The organism is Pseudomonas sp. H3(2019), from assembly GCF_007713465.1.
GTDB lineage: Bacteria > Pseudomonadota > Gammaproteobacteria > Pseudomonadales > Pseudomonadaceae > Aquipseudomonas.
On record NZ_VMSG01000009.1, the window covers coordinates 174,852 to 189,880 of the forward strand.

The window sequence follows — 15,029 nt, forward strand, 5'->3', positions numbered from 1 at the left end:
TCCACCGCGGTGACCCTATCGCGGGCAAGCCTTGCTCCTACAGAGGGGCACGGGGGAGCGCAGCTTATTTTTTCTTCAGGCAATCGCTCATGAAGGTTTTGCGCGCATCGCCTTTAAGCGCCTGGGTGGTGGCGGTGGCGTTGCAGGTTTTCATCTTCTCTTGTTGAGGGGTCATGGGCTTGGCCGCTTCCGCTGCCGGCGCGGCTTTGAGGCAGGTGCTCATAAAGGTTTTGCGCTCATCACCCTTGAGGGCTTTCGCGGTGGCGTCGGCATTGCAGGTGGTCATTTTGTTCTGTTGAGCCGTAGCGGCAAAGCCCTGGGAACAGAGCAGCAGACCGATCATCAACAAAGGGATACGCAGCATCTTCATGGAGTTTTCTCCTTGTCACCGCGCCGATGGGCGCGGCCTCGAGGGGAGTGTAGACAAAGCCCGTTACACCTTCACCTACTATCCAGCGTGGTCCGTCGATACTGCTCCGGCGTGCAGCCGGCCTGACGCTGAAACATCGCGATAAACGCCGACGACGTGCTGTACCCCATATCGAACGCGATCTCCTGAATGCTGCGCGGGCTGTCCAGTGCTTCGATCGAGGCGAGGAAACGCAAGCGTTGGCGCCACTCACCGAAACTCATGCCCAGTTCCCGAACACATTGCCGGGCCAGGGTTCGTTCGCTGACGTGGATCTGCTCCGCCCACTGCACCAATGGCCGGTTGTCGCCGGGCGATGCCTGCAAGGCTTCGAGCACACTGAGCAATCCGGTGCTGCTGGCGTAAGGCAAATAACAGTTATGCACCGGCGCTTGTTGAAGCTGATCGATCAGTACCTCGGCCAGGCGCTTGTCGGCCGGGCGCTCGGGGATCTTTACGTCGCGGGCAGCGAAGTCCTTGAGGATCGCCTTGAGAATGTCACTGATCGCCAGCGTGCAGGCCTGCTGCGGTAGATCGCGGCACAGTGGCGGCGCGAGGCAAACAGCGCGGTAGTTAATCGGCTGGTTGCTGTAGAAACTGTGCTCGGTGTGCGGCGGCACCCACACCGCGTATTGCGGCGGCGACATGAAGCGGCTGCCGCCGATGTCCATGTGCAATACGCCGTGGGCCGAATACTCCAGCGTGCCCCACGGATGACGGTGAGCCGAGGCAAAGCGGTGAGCATCGAAGTCGGCATAGCGGAAGTACACAGGGGACGGCAGTTCGCTGAAATCCAGCAGATCGATGTGTTTACTGTTCATGCTGTCCGTCATCAGGGGCAGATTGTCTGGATCGCAGTATAGGCGCGCATCCAGACAGGCAGATAATTGCGCTTCATTAACGTTCTGGTTTTTCCCATGCAATACGCTTATCCCCTGCTGGCAATTTTCATCTGGGCCGGCAATACCGTGATCAACAAACTGGCGGTCGGCGCGATCTTTCCCGCCGAGATCGGTTTCTATCGCTGGCTGCTTGCCGGGATGCTGTTCACGCCGTTCATGCTCAAACCGGTCATGACCCATTGGGCGGTGATTCGCCCGAACCTGGGCAAGATTTTCGTCCTCGGCGTGCTCGGCATGGCGGTCTACCAAAGCCTGGCTTACTTCGCCGCAACGCTGACCTCGGCCACCAATATGGGCATCATCCTGTCGCTGATGCCGTTGATGTCGCTGGCCATGGCCATTATCAGCCTCGGCCAACGGCTGACCGCCGGCGCGCTGGCCGGTGCGGTGCTGTCGTTTGCCGGCGTGCTGGTGGTGGTGTCGTCCGGCAGTCTGGGCGCGCTGCTGGAACACGGGGTCAACCTGGGCGATGCGCTGATGCTGATCGCGACCCTGGCCTATGCGGTCTACAGCACCTTGCTGAAAAAATGGCAGCTGCGCCTACCACCGCTGGTGTTGTTGTATTTGCAGGTGCTGGTCGCGGTGGTGGTGCTGTTTCCGCTGTTCCTGGCCTCGCCCAAAGTCGGCCCGACCTTGCAGAACATTCCACTGGTGCTTTATGCCTGCCTGCTGGCCTCGATGCTCGCGCCACTGGCGTGGATGCAAGCGGTGGTGCGTCTGGGGCCAAGCCGAACCACGCTGTTCTTCAACCTGCTGCCGCTGATTACCGCATTGATTGCGGCGGTGGTGCTGCATGAGCAACTTGCGCTGTATCACCTGGTGGGTGGGGTGCTGACATTGGGTGGGGTGATTCTTTCGGAGCGCTGGACTTTGGTGTTGGGCCGCAAGGTCAGCGTCGCCTGATCTGACGCCATCGCGGGCAAGCCTTGCTCCTACAAGAGCGCCTCAGATCCCCGTAGGAGCAAAGCTTGCTCGCGATGAGCGATCACGCGGTCTATCGACTACACCCCCGCCGCCTTCAACCGCTGCGCATGCTCGATAAACAACCGCACCGGATCGGCGCCCTTGCCCACCAGCCCCAGCGTCTGGTTGACGATGTCGAAGTGATCCAGCGGGTATTCATCGCCAATCACCGTGCCAAGGTGCGAGCTGTAGCGACCGACCAGGCCGTCGCAATGCCCGACCTCGCGAACAAAGGTGGTGGCGAACAACCGACAGCTGCGGTTGGTGCCGTCGAACAGGTTGCCGCCACGGTCGGTCTTGCCCGATTGCAAGGTCCCGGACCACGAGTAATAGCGCACGCCATTGACCAACTCCGGCCCATGCCCGCCCCAAGTCTCGGGCAATCCCTGTGGATAACGCTGATTGAACAGCGCGACCCCTTCGCTGGTCAGCGAATTGTGCGAGGCCTGTACATCCACCGGCCATTTATGCCTGCGATAACCGGTTTCCAGCAGGCCCATCAACCACGCGACCAGTTGCAACAACGCGCTCAGCACACGGCCTTTCGCACTGTCGGGCGGACAGTGTTTGTGCAGGTAGTCCGCCAGCTCCGAGCCATGGTTGGGCCCCGCTACCGAGGTCACCGAGGCTACCTGGTCCGGGCGCTTGGCGGCAGCGTAACGGGCGGTCAGCGAGCCTTGGCTGTGGCCGATCAGATTGACTTTTCCCGCTCCGGTTTCGCGCAATATTTCATCGATTTGCACCAACAACTCTTCACCGCGCACTTCGTTGGAGTTGACCGGTGAAACCTGTACCGCAATCACGGTCGCCCCACCCCGGCGCAGTGCCGGGATGATCCCGTACCAGTAGGGGTAGAACAGCAGGCGAATAAAGCCGAACATTCCCGGGACCAGCACCAAGGGGTAACGCGTGGCGGTCTCTTGCGACATGGGCGGACATCCTTGTAATCGATAAGAAGGCCCAAGGCGGGATGCAAGACGTCGGCCTCAAGCATCGCCACCGAAGATGACACCTTCACGAACAGTCTATGACATTTCCGGCTCGTTACTTCACACCCATCACTCGGACCTTAAGTAGCGAACACGCCGACGACATGCTGGACCGTCTCGAATATCAGTAACAACAGCGCTGTCTTATCGCAGCTGAATCACGAAAGATAATTTTTATACACCTCAGAAAAACAACAAAACCTTAAACCAATAGCCACATAAACGCTCCACAACAATCATCGAGTTACAAACGCACGCTCGACTTAAAACCTCAGTTGTTTATATTTCAAACCACAGACAAGAAGTCTGCAATCAAACAACAAGGACTCTAATCATGCACATTGAAGACCGCCTCGAATTTCTTGATACACTTCCTGCTTTACCAGCATCGAACAAGCTCACCCCCCGAAGCGCAACATTCAGCGCACCGATCGACCCAAACAAAGAAAGCGGCACGGTCGGTCCGGAGATGATGAACATTTACATGCCCGGCGTCTCGGAGCAAAACCGTAAAGATGTTGATAACTGTAAATTGCTAGTTCAAAACGCCGCATCACAACTGTATGACCCAATCAAGCAACTGCACGAGTGGTATAAGTATTACACCGAGAGCCTTGCCAAACTCGGCTGGATCACTCAGGCGGCCCAAGTCAAGAATGTAACTATCCGAAAAACCGCACTCACCATGGACGCCGTAGCCTTTGAGATACTTCAGGGCCTGGTGGGCGCTAACGCCCCTCAATTGCTGGCGCTCACCGGCAAAGCCGTGGAAGGCGTCAAAAATGATCAGGGGCTGATCGGTATCTACAATCGCGGTGCCAAAATTGGCTATGAGGCCAAGTTTGACATGTCCCCCGTCTGGCAAACCCGCGAAGGCTCGCCAATGATGGTTCTTAACTGCACATCCGTGGATGTCAGGGAAAGCAAACGGGGCATCCTCTGGTGGAAGTCGACCACTCAATCCACCGCTGTAAAATCGGCAGCATCGGCCGTTTATCTCAACGTGGATGTCTATGACCAAGTACGTGCTTCCGTTCTCAGGAAGCTTGGCCAGGCTGCCGAAGACTTCCTGGACGGCATTCCAGGTTTTCAATAATCACACTCAAGCAAACTGATAAAAACCGGGGCCAGTGAGTACTCACGGCCTCTGTTCCTGCTCATGCGCTTTCACTTCATTTATCTGGAGTTTTTATGACCTCTATGCCCCCCGACATTTACGTCGCCGATGGAAACATTACACTTTTTTACGGCTCACACTCCGAAAGGTTCAAGAAAGACACTCTGTATTCCAGCCTACTGGCACAACTGGTCGCCAACAGCACGCCAAACACGTGGTTTGCCTCCTATAAAAAGACTCTCAGCACCTTGTTCTGGTCGCTCAACAGCTTTGGGAATCGCCGAATCAAAAAAGAACCCTCGAGTGTTTTGACTCTTGCAAAAATCGGTTTATCCAGTGCGCTACGGGAAGAGCAACTACAACAGCTTGGCAATGCATTTTCCATCATAAAACAGCTGCCTGACGACTCCCCGATCGTTAAGGCAATATTGAACAAAATTCAAAGAGAAAACGTTCCATCCGCTAACCCGGGCAATCCTGTAGCTGCTGAAAGAACAACCTTTACCATCAGCACACTCCTGACAATCGTCTGTAAAAACAAAACAACCCTTTCACTTCACATTTCATTCAAAAGCTACAGCGCCGTTGACATCACGATTCTTGACCAAGTGATTTCCCAACGGACCATTCTTGACGACCCTGAAACCTTCTTGTGGTCTACCAGTCTGCTGGAAGACAAGTACGAAACCGTCAGAAACCAGGTGACTGGAAAGCTGGGTAGCACGGTAGACACCCACCTTTTTCACATAAATCCAACTGCACCAATACACTAAATGAAAGACTGAAGCGCCAAGGGCATGCAATGCATCAATGGCGCTTCGAACTCCATTAGCGCTCAAAGCGGCTATCGGTGCCTGCTTTAACCCTTGACGGTCTTCGGCGCCTTACCCGCCTTCATCTGCTCCAACAAGGGGGCGCACTGATTCGGCTCGCCACCACTCGGCGCCACCAGTGCCAGCAGCCCCGCCGCCGGACCGGCAATCACGCCCAGCGCCACCATCCCCGCGCCCCGCAACATCAGCGGCACACCCTTCACGCCGGTATCCGGCTTGATGAACTTACCACGCACATACAGCGGCGAACGCAACGAGATCAGCCGCACGCCCCTGGACTCTGGCGTGATGGTCAGGTCGAGCTGCTCACTGGCCATGTTCGCGGTGCCGTCGATGTAGACGATCGCGTTCTCGGTGTCGAACACAAACAGCCGGGAGGTCGCCAGACCGGTCTTGACGTCGAAGTCGGCCGCCGCGCAGTTGATCTTCACGTCCTGGTCGCCAAAGATTTTCCCGACCACATAATTGCCGACGTTCAACCCGGCCAGCTCCATCAGTTGACGACTGATCGCACCATCATTCATCAACAGCTTCAGATCGCCATTGGCGCTGCCCAGCAATGCCGCCACCGAATTGCCATGACCTGCGAGGTCGGCGTCACCGTTGAGTTCCCCAAAGCTGGTTTTCATCGTCTCGAAGCCCGGGAACAGCTGCTTGAGTTTGAAGCCGCGCGCCGTCAGTTTCGCCCGTCCTTCCAACGGCGTGGCAAGGCCGTTCAGACGGATCTGCGCATCGAGCTTGCCGCCCGCTACGCCAAAGCGCAGCGGCTCCAGGCTGATCTGACCATCGTTGAGCACCAGGTGCGTATAGAGATCGGTAAACGGCAGCTTTTCGCTTTGAACGATGCGTTTACCGGTGAATTCGACATCGGCGTCCATATCGCGCCAGCGCTCGGTATGGAACTCCTCGACCGGCAACACCTTGTCCGCTGGCTGCTTGCTTTCGCCGCCTCGGGCCTTTTGCTTGGCGTTGGAGTCGGCGCCGATCAACGGCGCGAGGTCGGCGAACAACAGTTGATTGGAGACCACCGTGCCACTGAGCTTGGGCCGTGGCTGGCTGGCGACATACGTCAGGTCGCCGTGAATATCGCTACTGCCAATGGTGCCGTTGAATGCCTCGTAGTGGAACGTCGCACCGTCCGACTGGCGCAGGTTGGCGATCAAGTGACCGTCAGTGGTGTAAGGCGGCGAAGCCGGCAGCGGTACGCCGGTCAACGGATAAAGGTTGCCCAGGCTGGTGCCGGCCAGTTTCAGTCGCAGGTCCAGCGCACCGAGGTTCAGCGGGTCGGTCAGGGTACCGGCCAGCTCGACGCTGGTATCGGCAATCTTCACCTGCGCGTGCAACGGGAACGGCTTGGCCGCGTCCTGCAATGCCAGCAACCCACCGACCTTGCCTTCGCCCGCAAGCTTCTGACCGTGGAACTGGCCTTTGACCTTCAGCGCAAACGCATAGTCTTGTGGCGCCGAACCCTTCTCCAGGGCTTTCTTCGCGGCTTTATCACCGACGATGTCGCTGAACGGAATCGGCTTGCCCAGCAGGTCGATCAGCAGGTCGATCTGAGTGTTCAAGGTCTGGTCATCGAGCGTGACATGGCCCTTGTCGAAGCCGATTGCTCCTATGTCTACCCCCCAGCGGGACGGTTCGGCGTTCGGGTCTTTCGGATCGAACTTGAAGGTCCAGTTGGCGCGGCCATCGGCCAGGCGCTGCAGATCGGCATTGGGTTCGGTGAGGTCAACGCGCGGAATCACTACCCGCTGCGCCAATAGCGCCAACGGCGAGACCCGCAACTCGACGCGTTTGAGACTGACCATTTGCGGCTTTTTCGACCAGTCCGGATTGCCCAGGCTCAAGTCCTCGGCCACCACATGCGGCCACGGCACCCAGGCGCGCCAACCGCCTTCATCGACTTCACGTTTCCAGGCCACCGTCAGGTTGCCGTTGATGGCAAAGGGGCGGTGCAGTTCCTCGGAGACTTTGGTGTTGAGCGGCGGTTTGATCCGGTTCCAGTCGAAAAACGCGATGATCACCACCAGCAGGGCCATCAGCAGCACGAGACTGCCAACAACCCAAGCCAGAATTTTACGAGTGCGCGTCATTGCACAGAGCTCCTGATTACGACTCAGCGCCCGAACTGCGACGCACATATGAAACGGTAGGCCAGAAATCGGCGGATTATAGAGATTACGACTGACAAATGGCTCGCAGGTTTAACACCCCTTCCATTCGGGCATAAAAAACCAATTTTATTGACCGATCAGCCAGCTTCCGTTACCCGCCCTCGCACTTTTCCGTCGCGCAAGTGAGTCGAAAATACCCACCGCAGTGCAAAAATGTTCCCCGGAAACGTCCGATCTAGAGGCTTCCCGCCGAACAATCAATTCCGTTGATTATTACCATTGTCTTTATGAACTTTTATATCGACTTATCGAGAGTAGCATTAGCTTCGTACCCACTTTATAGCCCTCCCAAGGAGCAGCCCATCATGAAACGCCAATTACTGCTTAGCCTGACCCTTTCGATGTTAGCCAGCAGCGCTTTTGCCCTGCCAGCTGCCGATCAGGCAACTCCGCAAGTCAAATCCAGCCATTCGGCGTATAGCCAAACGGTTGCCGACGGTGCCAACGGTAACGAACGTCTGAAAGAAAAAGGCCTGATTACTCAGGATGGTTACGACAAGACACCACAAGGCCAGATCCTTGCCTCTGACGGCTCCGACCGCACTCCACAAGGTCAGACCCTGGCTGCCGATGGCTCCGATCGCACCCCACAAGGTCAGACCCTGGCTGCTGACGGCTCCGATCGCACCCCACAAGGTCAGACCCTGGCTTCCGACGGCTCCGATCGCACCCCACAAGGCCAAACCCTGGCTGAAGGTGGTGGTGACCGTGTGATCGAACGCAACGCTAGCCTGAGCTAAGGCCATGCTGGCCCGGAAAAAAGCCCGATCTCCTGGATCGGGCTTTGACTTTATGTAGCTCGCACTCCCCGCCCCACCTTCCTTTACTCAAGTTCGACGCCAGCAAAGCTGATTTGCTAGAGTGCGCCGCTGTCCTTGATTAGAAGCCAGCCGCCTGATGCTGCCCCGCGCCGAACAGAAACAACAGACCCGCAACGCCTTGATGGACGCTGCCCGCCACCTGATGGAATGCGGCCGAGGATTCGGCAGCCTGAGCCTGCGTGAAGTGGCGAAAACCGCTGGTATTGTCCCGACCGGTTTCTACCGGCACTTTGCCGATATGGATCAGCTAGGGCTGGAACTGGTCAGCGAAGTCGGCCAGACCTTCCGCGAAACCATTCGCCTGGTGCGCCACAATGAATTCGTCATGGGCGGAATCATCGATGCCTCGGTGCGAATTTTCCTTGATGTGGTCACGGCCAACCGTTCGCAGTTCCTGTTTCTGGCGCGCGAACAATATGGCGGCTCGCTGCCGGTACGTCTGGCCATCGGCAAACTGCGCGAAAACATCAGCTCGGACCTGGCCGCCGACCTGTCCTTGATGCCCAAACTGCAACACCTCGATTTTTCCGGGTTATCGGTCATGGCCGACCTGATCGTCAAAAGCGTTTTCGCCACCCTCCCCGATATCATCGACCCGCCCGCCGAAGCCTTGCCCGCGCACCTGACGCCACAGGCGAAGATCACTCAGCAACTGCGCTTTATCTTTATCGGTCTCAAACACTGGCAAGGGTTGGGCAGTACAGAGTAATCGTTCCTACGCAGAGTGCTGATCGTTCCCACGCTCCCGCGTGGGAATGCAGCCCGGGACGCTCCGCGTCCCTTTGACGGCGTGACGCAGAGCGTCACCGGAGGCATTCCCACGCAGAGCGTGGGAACGATCAATCAGCCGCGCTGTAATTTGGTGCGCGCCGGAGTGCCACGCACCAATATCACCCAGCGCCCCCCCCTAAATCCCGCAACATTCAGAGACATCTTCTACGCTCTGACAGGGTTTTCCTACGTCTCGTCCGATTGGCAAGCCCCTTGCTCTAGCCTGAGCATTGTCTATTGCTGGAAGCCCCCCAATGCTGGTGATTCATCGCAGAATCGACCCTCAACCCGTCTGGGCCGCCGAGTTGCACCTGAACTTCGAGGCACGCAGTAAAAGTCGCCTGCGCTGTTTCAGTGCCGAAGGTGAAGACGTCGGGTTGTTTTTGGAGCGCGGGCAGCCGCCGCTGTACGACGGCGAATGCCTGGAGGCCGAAGACGGCCGCATCGTCCGCGTCTGTGCCCGCCCCGAGCAACTGCTGCACGTCACCTGCGCCAACACGTTCGAACTGACCCGAGCCGCCTATCACCTGGGCAACCGCCATGTTGCCCTGCAAGTCGGTGACGGCTGGTTGCGCCTGCTCGACGACTACGTGCTCAAAGCCATGCTCGAACAGCTGGGCGCGCAGACCGCAAACATCGAAGCACCGTTCCAGCCGGAGCACGGCGCCTATGGCGGTGGCCATCACCATTCACGGCACGGCGACGAGGACTTCAACTATCCGCCGAAACTGCACCAATTCGGCATCCGCACGTGAACCCGGCCTGGGCACTGCTGCGTCTGGCCAGCCCGCAATTGCCGATTGGCGGCTACAGCTATTCCCAAGGCCTGGAAATGGCTGTGGATAACGGCCGCGTAAGCGACCCGGAATCCGCGAAACGCTGGATCAGCGATCAGTTGCTGCTCAACCTGGCGCGTTTCGAAGCGCCACTGTTGCTCGCCCATTGCACCGCCGCCGCCAATGAAGACTGGCCACAGTTGCTGCAACGCTGTGAGGAACACCGCGCCAGCCGGGAAACCCGTGAGCTGCATCAGGAAAGCCGGCAAATGGGCTATTCCCTGCAGCAACTGCTCAACGGCTTACCGGAACTGGATGACGCCGCCCGCAGCTTTCTCGCACAACGCAGCGAACCGCATCTGGCCCTCGGCTGGGCGCTGGCCGCCCGCGCCTGGCAGATCAGCCCGCAAGACGCACTCGCCGCCTGGCTCTGGAGCTGGCTGGAGAATCAATTGGCGGTGTTGATGAAAACCCTGCCGCTGGGCCAGCAAGCCGCGCAACGCCTCACCAGCGAACTGCTGCCGCTGCTGCAACAGGCTCAGCAGAACGCCTCAAGCCTTGACCCTCAACACTACGGCAGCGCCGCTTTCGGCCTGTCTCTGGCGTGCATGGCCCATGAGCGCCAGTACAGCCGTCTGTTCCGTTCCTAGGGCCTGTTACTTTGGAGAATCACATGAACACACAACCTCTGCGCGTCGGTATCGGCGGCCCGGTCGGTTCCGGCAAAACCGCGCTGACGTTGGCCCTGTGCCTGGCGTTGCGTGATCGCTACAACCTGGCAGTGGTCACCAACGACATCTACACCCGCGAAGACGCCGACTTTCTGGTACGCAACGAAGCCCTGGCCCCCGAGCGGATCATCGGCGTGGAAACCGGCGGTTGCCCGCACACGGCGATCCGCGAAGATGCGTCGATCAACCTCGAAGCGGTGGATCAACTGAACCGGCGCTTTCCCGGCCTCGATCTGATTCTGGTGGAGTCCGGTGGCGACAACCTGTCGGCGACCTTCAGCCCGGAACTCTCGGACCTGACGATCTACGTGATCGATGTCTCGGCCGGCGACAAGCTGCCGCGCAAGGGCGGACCGGGGATCTGCAAATCCGACCTGCTGGTGATCAACAAGATCGACCTGGCGCCGCTGGTAGGCGCATCGCTGTCGATGATGGACAGCGACACCCAACGCATGCGCGGCGGCAAGCCGTTCGTCTTCAGCAATCAGAAAACCGGCCAGGGCCTTGAGGAAATCATCGCCTTCATCGAACGCCAGGGGCTGCTGACCGCAGCCTGAAACTTATCCACAGGCGTTATCAACAAGGAAGCTTACTCATGACACTCAAACGCATCTTCGCCGCCGCAGCCCTGCTGCTCACGCCCGCACTGGCCTTCGCCCACCCGGGCCATGGCGACAACGGTTTGCTGGCCGGCATCAGCCATCCGATTGGCGGGCTCGACCATTTGCTGGCGATGCTCGCCGTGGGGTTGTGGGCCGCGCAACAAAAGGGCGCCGCGCGCTGGGCGCTGCCGTGTACCTTCGTCGGCGTCATGCTGATCGGCGGAATGCTCGGGTTTGAGGGCTTGAACCTGCCTGCGCTGGAAAGCGGGATTGCCGCTTCGGTGCTCGCGTTGGGCCTGGCGGTGGCATTGGCGGTGCGTCCACCGTTGAGCCTGGCGATTGGCGCGACAGCACTGTTTGCCTTGTTCCACGGCGTGGCGCATGGCCTGGAGCTGCCGGACATGTCCAGCCCTTGGGCGTATGCCGCTGGCTTCGTCGCTGCGACCGCAACCCTGCATGCTGCCGGTTATGCGTTGGTGCGCGTATTGCCTCAGGCGGCTGCGCCGCTGGTTCGGTTGGCCGGCGCTGCTTCAGCGGCAACCGGAGTCTGGTTGCTCGCCGGCTGAAACCGGACACCTGATGCTGATCGTTCCCACGCTCTGCGTGGGAACGATCGTATGCTCCACTCTCTGCTACCATGTCGCGCAAACACTCCTGCCGTGACGACGCCAGCCAATGCCCGATGCTCCCCGCTCCGCCTCCCAGCCTGAATTGACCGCCCTGTTCGCCACTGTGCAGCAGCACTTCCAGGACGTGATCGTGCCGCTCTGGCAAGGCCCCGGCTGGAACTCAGACATGGCGCTGCCGTATGAAGCGCTGGACGCCGAACACCGGCCATTGCCGCCACAACGCTACCGGGCCATGGCCTGCGCGCGGCAGCTGTACCTGTTCGCCAGCCTGATCGGTGACGTACCGGCTGCCGAAGAGCGCGCCGCTGCGCTGTTTCGCTCCCTGCAACGGCATTTCCACGATGCCGAACACGGCGGCTGGTTCTACAGCATCGACGCCCATGGCGCGCCGCTGGATCAGCGTAAAGACCTCTACACCCACGCCTTCATTCTGTTTGCCTGCGCCCATTACTGGGCCAAGGTTCGCGAGCCGTTGGTGGAATCGGTGCTCAATGCCGCGCTGGAAGTGGTCGCTCAACGTTTCGCCACAGACGACGGTCTGTACGAAGCCAGCCTCGACCGCAACTGGTCATCGCTCAAGTCCGGGCCGTTGCAGAACCCGCTGATGCATCTGGCCGAAGCGTTCCTCGCCACGCTGTCAGTACGCGACGATGCCCCGGTCGAGGCCGCGCTCAATGCACTGTGCGGGGCGATGCAAAAGCACTTCATCGACCCGCAGCACGGGGTGATGATGGAGAAACCGCTGGGGGCTGTGGATAACTGGTTTGAGCCGGGGCATCAATTCGAATGGTTCTTCCTGCTGGAGTCATCGGCGTTGCTGCGCGGATCAAAACTGCACGCCTCGCTGACCCGCGCATTCCCGTTCACCGAGCAATTGGGCGTTAATCAGCAAACGGGCGCAGTGCGAGCCATGCTCGACCTTGAACTGGACGGCCGACCACGTGATGAGACCCAGCGCATTTGGGCCCAGGCAGAATACCTGCGCGCCCTGACTTTGCATCCGGACAGCGAGGCGTTGATTGAGCGTCAATTGAACGCCTTGCAACAGCGCTTCCTGCATGCCGGTGGCTGGTACGAGTGCCTGGACAGGGATGGCGCGGTCAGCCGCCCGGACATGCCGTCGACCACGCCATACCATTTGGCGACCTGTTATCGCGGGCTCACCGAATATTTCGGCTGAGTCTGCTCCGACAAGCCCCCTCGCTACACTTACGCCTTGCTACTGCGATCGATCGCAAACCCGCCCCAGGTCTGGCTCACCGGCATCAATTCCAGACGATTGATGTTGATGTGCGCCGGGGCATTGAGGACCCAGAAAATCGTCTCGGCGATGTCCTGCGGCTGGATCGGCTCGGCGCCCGCGTAAGTGGCGTCGTAGCGCGCCTGGTCACCGCCAAAACGCACCAGCGAAAACTCGCTTTCACACAGGCCCGGCTCGATGTTGCTCACCCGTACGCCGGTGCCTTGCAGGTCGCAGCGCAGGTTCAGCGAGAACTGTTTGACGAACGCCTTGGTCGCGCCATACACGTGGCTGCCCGGGTACGGGTAGTTGCCGGCGATGGAACCCAGGTTGATGATCCCGGCACCGCGACCGTGGGCGATCAAGCGTGGCAGCAGCAGGCGAGTGCTGTACATCAGGCCCTTGATGTTGGTGTCGACCATGGTTTCCCAGTCGTCCAGGTCACACTTGGGCGCCGGGTCTACACCCAGGGCCAGGCCTGCGTTGTTGATCAGCCCGCGCAGCTTGGCAAACGACGGCGGCAGGTTGGCGATCGCCTCCTCCATGGCCTTGCGGTCACGCACGTCCAGCACCAGGCCATGGACTTCGGTCTGCTTCGACAATTCGGCGCACAGGGCATTCAGACGCTCTTCACGACGGCCTGTCAGCACCAGTTTCCAGCCGGCCTCGGCAAAACGACGGGCACAGGCTTCACCAAAACCGGACGTCGCGCCGGTAATAAACAGGGTGTTGGACATCGTGTTCTCCTGGTTTGGGCTGATACGCAGCCGTTGGAATAAAAACTCAACCAGCAGCATGCCCGGCCCGGAGCACAGCGGCAACCGGGTCATTGATGGTTACGTCACAGGCTGCGCGCACACTGGATCTGCGAGAAGCTGCCGCCATTGAGGGTGACGACCGTGGCGCTGGTTTTCTCGATCTCGCCGGGGAGCCTCAGGTGCAGGTCCTTGAGGGCGCTCTGCGGGGTTTGCCAGAGAATGGTCTTGTACCTCACGTAACCGGTGGCCTCACCGCCACCCGTGACGAGCCGGATCGTGCTGCCGCCGGGTCGATAGTAAAGGGTGGTGCTTGCCCCGGTGCAGACATACGCATACTCCTTTTGCGGCGTGGGCAGCAGGCCACCGGACAATCCGCCCACCAGGCTATACAACGCAGCACTGATCACGAAAATACCGGCAAGCCCCGCCAACACCGTCGCCAGCCCGTTGTAATCGCCGAACAGGCGCCGCCGTGGCTCATCACTGGACGCTTCAATTGCAGGCGCGGGCGATGCACTCAGGACCACCTCGGGCTTCACCACAGGCAACGTAACCGGTTCGCTGACCGGTTGCTGAAACCTGACCTCCCGTGCAACCGGCTGCATGACCGCAGGTTTGGGCAACCGCGCACGTTGCCGAAGAATGATTCGGGCCTGAAGGACCACATACACCGCACACAGCAAGGGCACCACTTGATTGAGCGCCGGCGACTGGCTGTTGACCCAGCCCACGACCACCGGATCAGAGACCGCAATGTCCCCCGCGACATAGCCCAGCAGTGCCGCACCAATCGACACCAGCACCGGCTGACGCTGTAGCAACCGAGTGATTTGCAGGCTGCCGAACATCAGCAGCGGCACGCTCAACAGCAAGCCCAGCACCAGATAAAAGACACTGCCCTGAGCCACCGCCGCCAGACCGACCACGTTGTCCATGCTCATGATCAGGTCGGCGGTCAGCACCGTGACCACTGCGCCGCCCAGCGTCTGCGGCGAACCGCCTGACGAATCGCCCTCTTCGCCGGCCTCTTCCTCGGTCAGCAGCCGTATGGCGATCACCAGCAACAGCAGCGCGCCGATCAGCTTGAGCCACGGCACCAGCAGTAACCAGCCGGCCAGCGTGGTCAATAACGTCCGCAGAACGATGGCGCCGCTGGTGCCGATCAATACAGCCCGCTTGAGTTGATCCGGCGGCAGCCCGCGACAGGCCAGGGCAATCACCAACGCGTTGTCGCCCGACAGGATCAAGTCCAGCAGGAACACCTCAAAGACCATGCTCAGCGCATGCAGCGCACCATCAAATAACATCGAG

General features: G+C 59.6%; 16 protein-coding genes. 10 read left to right on the plus strand and 6 right to left on the minus strand.

Translation table 11 applies throughout. The features are described 5' to 3' along the window. Positions 1 to 64 precede the first annotated feature (64 nt). Both FPT12_RS11785 and FPT12_RS11790 read right to left on the minus strand, forming a co-directional pair. Positions 65 to 370, minus strand: a complete 306-nt coding sequence (locus FPT12_RS11785) for a PsiF family protein (protein ID WP_123423734.1) — start codon at positions 368 to 370, stop codon at positions 65 to 67. 71 nt (positions 371 to 441) lie between these two features. Next, positions 442 to 1,230 carry a helix-turn-helix transcriptional regulator gene (locus tag FPT12_RS11790; RefSeq protein ID WP_145016404.1) on the minus strand — a complete coding sequence of 263 codons (789 nt, stop codon included), beginning with the start codon at positions 1,228 to 1,230 and terminating at the stop codon, positions 442 to 444. Between the two features lie 96 nt (positions 1,231 to 1,326). On the opposite strand from FPT12_RS11790, the gene FPT12_RS11795 reads away from it, so the two are divergent. Next, positions 1,327 to 2,214 carry a DMT family transporter gene (locus FPT12_RS11795; RefSeq protein WP_145016405.1) on the plus strand — a complete coding sequence of 296 codons (888 nt, stop codon included), beginning with the start codon at positions 1,327 to 1,329 and terminating at the stop codon, positions 2,212 to 2,214. A gap of 98 nt (positions 2,215 to 2,312) precedes the next feature. On the opposite strand, the gene FPT12_RS11800 is transcribed toward FPT12_RS11795, so the two are convergent. Then, positions 2,313 to 3,203, minus strand: coding sequence for a triacylglycerol lipase (locus FPT12_RS11800; protein ID WP_145016406.1), 891 nt, complete (start codon positions 3,201 to 3,203; stop codon positions 2,313 to 2,315). 394 nt (positions 3,204 to 3,597) lie between these two features. Between FPT12_RS11800 and FPT12_RS11805 the strand changes: the two genes are divergently transcribed. Beyond that, entirely contained in the window at positions 3,598 to 4,359 is a 762-nt protein-coding gene (locus tag FPT12_RS11805; protein WP_145016407.1) for a hypothetical protein, read from the plus strand. Between the two features lie 95 nt (positions 4,360 to 4,454). Further along, on the plus strand, positions 4,455 to 5,153 hold the full coding sequence (locus FPT12_RS11810; protein WP_145016408.1) for a hypothetical protein: 699 nt from the start codon (positions 4,455 to 4,457) through the stop codon (positions 5,151 to 5,153). Between the two features lie 86 nt (positions 5,154 to 5,239). On the opposite strand, the gene FPT12_RS11815 is transcribed toward FPT12_RS11810, so the two are convergent. After that, positions 5,240 to 7,309 (minus strand): AsmA family protein, encoded by a 2,070-nt coding sequence (locus tag FPT12_RS11815; RefSeq protein ID WP_145016409.1) that lies wholly within the window; start codon positions 7,307 to 7,309, stop codon positions 5,240 to 5,242. Between the two features lie 386 nt (positions 7,310 to 7,695). Here FPT12_RS11815 and FPT12_RS11820 point away from each other — a divergent pair, with 386 nt between their 5' ends. From FPT12_RS11820 to FPT12_RS11850, 7 genes are all read left to right on the plus strand, one after another. Next, entirely contained in the window at positions 7,696 to 8,130 is a 435-nt protein-coding gene (locus FPT12_RS11820) for a hypothetical protein (protein ID WP_145016410.1), read from the plus strand. A gap of 157 nt (positions 8,131 to 8,287) precedes the next feature. Continuing rightward, positions 8,288 to 8,920 (plus strand): TetR family transcriptional regulator, encoded by a 633-nt coding sequence (locus FPT12_RS11825; protein WP_145016411.1) that lies wholly within the window; start codon positions 8,288 to 8,290, stop codon positions 8,918 to 8,920. 316 nt (positions 8,921 to 9,236) lie between these two features. After that, positions 9,237 to 9,737, plus strand: a complete 501-nt coding sequence (ureE, locus tag FPT12_RS11830; protein WP_145016412.1) for an urease accessory protein UreE — start codon at positions 9,237 to 9,239, stop codon at positions 9,735 to 9,737. Continuing rightward, positions 9,734 to 10,408 carry an urease accessory protein UreF gene (locus FPT12_RS11835; RefSeq protein ID WP_145016413.1) on the plus strand — a complete coding sequence of 225 codons (675 nt, stop codon included), beginning with the start codon at positions 9,734 to 9,736 and terminating at the stop codon, positions 10,406 to 10,408. The genes ureE and FPT12_RS11835 overlap by 4 nt, the downstream gene beginning before the upstream one ends. 23 nt (positions 10,409 to 10,431) lie before the next feature. Then, a complete protein-coding gene (gene ureG, locus FPT12_RS11840; RefSeq protein WP_054595395.1) occupies positions 10,432 to 11,046 on the plus strand; it encodes an urease accessory protein UreG in 615 nt (204 codons plus the stop codon). A 38-nt stretch (positions 11,047 to 11,084) separates the two neighbouring features. Further along, on the plus strand, positions 11,085 to 11,657 hold the full coding sequence (locus FPT12_RS11845; RefSeq protein ID WP_145016414.1) for a HupE/UreJ family protein: 573 nt from the start codon (positions 11,085 to 11,087) through the stop codon (positions 11,655 to 11,657). 109 nt (positions 11,658 to 11,766) lie between these two features. Then, positions 11,767 to 12,900 (plus strand): AGE family epimerase/isomerase, encoded by a 1,134-nt coding sequence (locus FPT12_RS11850; RefSeq protein ID WP_145016415.1) that lies wholly within the window; start codon positions 11,767 to 11,769, stop codon positions 12,898 to 12,900. Between the two features lie 29 nt (positions 12,901 to 12,929). Here the strand turns inward: FPT12_RS11850 and FPT12_RS11855 are convergent, their stop codons facing one another. Together FPT12_RS11855 and FPT12_RS11860 are read right to left on the minus strand one after the other, a co-directional pair. Further along, a complete protein-coding gene (locus FPT12_RS11855) occupies positions 12,930 to 13,697 on the minus strand; it encodes an SDR family oxidoreductase (RefSeq protein WP_145016416.1) in 768 nt (255 codons plus the stop codon). A gap of 104 nt (positions 13,698 to 13,801) precedes the next feature. Beyond that, positions 13,802 to 15,025 carry a YjbE family putative metal transport protein gene (locus FPT12_RS11860; protein WP_145016417.1) on the minus strand — a complete coding sequence of 408 codons (1,224 nt, stop codon included), beginning with the start codon at positions 15,023 to 15,025 and terminating at the stop codon, positions 13,802 to 13,804. Between the last annotated feature and the right edge of the window lie 4 nt (positions 15,026 to 15,029).